The following is a 1481-nucleotide window of genomic DNA, read 5'->3' on the forward strand; positions in this document are numbered from 1 at the left end:
AAAAATAAAGGTGAATTATATGAAAAATATACAACATTAGTTGCCTTATCTCTTTTGCTAGTAGGCGCTGGAAATAAAGCACAATACTCTGATATAGAAAACCACTGGGCAAAAAATTATATAGAAAAAATGTCTGATTCTAAACTGCTATTGGGCTACACAGATGGTAGTTTTAAACCAAATAATTATATTTTAAACGTTGAAACCTATACAATAATAAATAGAATTTTTAAATTTGACAACTACACTACTGATAAAATAAATTCTAATTTAGATTCACACAAAGATAAATGGTACTATAATGAACTATTAGCTGCCGAGTCAGGTAACTATATAAATTTCAATAGAAACTTTAATGTAGAGCCAATTACTCGCTTAGAAGTGTGCAAAATATTGAGCACTTTATATAATTTAAAATCTGAAAATAAAAATTATTTTACGGACTTGGATAAACTTCAGTACAAAGAAATAGAAGCTATAAACTCTCTTGCAAAAGATGGTATAATAAATGGCTTTGGAGATAACACATTCCGACCAAAAGAAAAAATAACTCGTGCAGAATTATCTAAAATTTTAACTTTATCAATCGAAAGATACGGTACTGAACTTAGGAAATTTGACCCCTCTAAATATGAATCTCTGTTGAAAAAATTAGAAAATCTTTCTAAAGTAGATGCCAGTAGATTGAGTTCGACAGATATTCAAAAACTAAATTATATAATTGAGCAAACTTCAAAAGAAAGTTATATTTCAAATAGTGATTTTGAAACTTGGAATACATTTTTAGATAACATTTTAAGCGGTTTCAATTCTAATAATGTAAATAATCCAAATGCCAACTCGAGCAAAAATATAAATTTAAATATTAAGGTTTCAGATTCCATGGGAAACCCTATATCTGCAAGCATTAAAATTAATAATAAGCCTTTTACAGGAGCTCGTTTAAGCCCTGGTAAATATCTTATTAAAGTAGAATCTCCCGGTAAAAAAAGTTATGAATCATTCCTTGAGATAAATTTGGACCAAACTTTGGAAATAACATTAGAAGACGCTAAACAATCCTTTTTAAAACTGACTTTAAATTCTACATACCTAAGCAGTCCTGCCGGTTATGAATTTAAATCCGGTGCAAGAGTTAGCGTAAAAATTGATGTTCCAACTGGCATGGAAGTTGATTCGCTAATTGTAAATGGTGTAAAAAAAGGTGTCCTAAGTGATAAATTTACATTTATCATCAAAGAGGACACTCAAATAGATGTATCGTTTAAACCTGAAGAGAACCGTTAAGGGTCTCTTCTTTTTTCTTTTTAAATCATCAATTAAAATTGCTTATCACATAAAGCAATATATATTCCTTTTCATCATTCAAATTACTTTCAATTGCTGCAACTTTAAATTTTTCATTCAATCTTTCAATAAAATATGAACCATTTAATTCATCTAATCCAACGTTAAATTTTAAAAATAACTCCTTCATTAAA

The 1481-nt window shown here is 28.3% G+C and carries 1 protein-coding gene; it reads left to right on the forward strand.

Translation table 11 applies throughout. The features are described from left to right. Window positions 1-1287, forward strand: a 1287-nt coding sequence (locus HMPREF9129_RS10120) for an S-layer homology domain-containing protein (RefSeq protein WP_004823469.1), incomplete at its 5' end; no start/stop codon positions are given. Window positions 1288-1481 lie beyond the last annotated feature (194 nt).

The sequence above is a fragment of the Peptoniphilus indolicus ATCC 29427 genome, assembly GCF_000227315.1.
Taxonomy (GTDB): domain Bacteria; phylum Bacillota; class Clostridia; order Tissierellales; family Peptoniphilaceae; genus Peptoniphilus; species Peptoniphilus indolicus.